Source organism: Synechococcus sp. R8-2, assembly GCF_047461715.1.
In the GTDB taxonomy this organism is placed as follows: domain Bacteria; phylum Cyanobacteriota; class Cyanobacteriia; order Thermostichales; family Thermostichaceae; genus Thermostichus.
Window position 1 is genome coordinate 1 of record NZ_JANSHQ010000541.1, and the last position, 1,996, is coordinate 1,996.

Here is a 1,996-nt window from a genome sequence, read left to right on the forward strand (position 1 = left end):
TCCCAGAGGGAGAGGGGAGTTCGAAGAGGCATTTCATGGCTATTTGACCACGAAAATCTCTTCCCTCAGGCATCCGCGGCGGCATCCACGGCGTATCTCCATCAGACCAGGCCAGAGGGAATTGCCCGACCCAGAGCAAGCCCCTGAAGGTTGGTTGCCATCTTTCGAGACAGGAGACTTGAGATGAAGACTGCAAAGACTCCCTTCGCTCTGCCTCAATTGGCCGCCGAATGGGATCCCAGCCCTGCAACCTCCCGCCGCAGCTTGTTGTTGGCTGGTTTGCTGGCGGGCGTAGGTGGAGCAATTGGATTGCGCACCCTGCCCGGTGCCGCCCAGTCCAACACTGCCGACATCGCCATCCTCAACGCGGCCATCGACTTGGAACAGCAGGCAATCTGGGCCTACAAAACCGCTGCCGGCAAGTTGAGCAATACTGAGGTGGGCAAGATCGTGTTGGAAGTGGCCACCAAGAACCTGAAGGATCACGAGCAGCATCGGGATCTGCTGGCGGGCGCCGTGCGGCAACTGGGAGGGATCCCCTCTCGGGCCCGGGATAGCTACGACCTTTCCACCTACATCGACAACAAAGAAGGCAATCTCGACTCCGATGCCAACATTGCCAAGCTGGCCCTGGCTCTGGAGTTTGATGCAGCCTTGGCTTACAACGACGCGTTTACCCAGCTTTCCAACAAAGACCTGGTGGCTGCCGCCAGCACCATTGGCCCCAACGAAGTTGCCCATGCCACCGCAATCCGGGCCGTGTTCCACAGCCTTGACCCCAGCATTCTGGTGGTGCCTGCCCCCTTTGTCAGCGCCGAGACTCGGGAGCGCTGGATCCTGAAGGTGTAGAGCTGTTGGTAACCCCTGCCGGCGATGAGGCGATGATCTGCAAAGCCTTCCAACGTCCTCTGTAGGACTTGGGGCTTGGAGATCCAAGTGCTCTGCACTGCTGTCGCAATCGCCTTCTTCTGAACGCCTCAGCTTTTTTTCGCTTCCTAACCTGTGTGGAGAAAGCCCTATGCCAATGACGCGGCGGTTGCTGTTGCTGAGTGGACTGGGATCCCTGCTCAATGCGGGGGCCATCTTGGCCGTGGATCGGTGGCGACAAGCCAGCTCCGTTGCGGAGCGGGATCCTGTCGAAGCAACGGCGGCAGCAGAGGTGATCATTCGCGGGTTTCAATACCTGCCCTCGGAGGTTACCCTCAAGCGGGGGGGCAAGGTGACCTTCACCAACCTGGATTCCACCCCCCACACGGCTACTCCTGTGGAGGGAGCGCAGTTTCAAGGGACGGGACGGCTAAGTCGCAACGAGAGCAAAGCGGTGGTGTTCGAAGTAGCTGGGATCCAGGACTATTTCTGCGAGATCCACCCCAGCATGGTGGGCCGCATTGTCGTCGTCGATTAGGTGAAGGCCATGCAAACCCCTCTTCCCTTCTGGAACATTTGTCGGCGGGTGTACCTGGTTTGGGCCATTCTTCTGGGGATGGGGTTCGCCGCCACCCAGTTTCACCAAGAGGCCAACATCAACTGGCTGTGGTTGGTGATTTCCCTGGTTGGCTTGGGCTACATGGTGCGGCAGACCAGGCTGCCGGAGTTTCGAACAGCCGGACTGGCCCATCTCTACTTTGTGGGTTTGGTGTGGACGTTGGTGATCGCCCAGGGCATGATCCTCTCGGTGCTGCCCTTTGTCGGACGTACCCCTTTGGCAGCCTTGGGCCAGTATTTGGGGGTGTTCTGGCTGTGGCAAATGGGGCTGGGCCACTGGCTCAACGGCCTGGTGGATCCGCCGCGTCTCCCCTACTGGATCACCGGTGGGATCCAGATCCTGGCCGGAGTTGCCTGCCTGCTGTGGGGGCTGGAGTGGCAGTTTGCGGTGGCAGGGGGAATCGGGGCTTTGGCCATGCTTCTTTATGATCCGGTTGCACTGACCCGTTCACTGATCTGACTTTGGGGTCTTATCCAGGCGCACTCGCCAAACTCCACCTCCCACGGCCAC

General features: G+C 59.7%; 3 protein-coding genes. All 3 read left to right on the plus strand.

Going from position 1 to position 1,996, the window contains the following annotated elements:
* The first annotated feature begins 183 nt into the window (after positions 1 to 183).
* A complete protein-coding gene (locus NW819_RS12130) occupies positions 184 to 849 on the plus strand; it encodes a DUF4439 domain-containing protein (protein WP_414329579.1) in 666 nt (221 codons plus the stop codon).
* A gap of 169 nt (positions 850 to 1,018) precedes the next feature.
* Positions 1,019 to 1,405, plus strand: coding sequence for a plastocyanin/azurin family copper-binding protein (locus NW819_RS12135; RefSeq protein ID WP_414413893.1), 387 nt, complete (start codon positions 1,019 to 1,021; stop codon positions 1,403 to 1,405).
* Between the two features lie 9 nt (positions 1,406 to 1,414).
* Positions 1,415 to 1,945, plus strand: a complete 531-nt coding sequence (locus tag NW819_RS12140) for a hypothetical protein (RefSeq protein ID WP_414413894.1) — start codon at positions 1,415 to 1,417, stop codon at positions 1,943 to 1,945.
* The last annotated feature ends 51 nt before the right edge of the window (positions 1,946 to 1,996 follow it).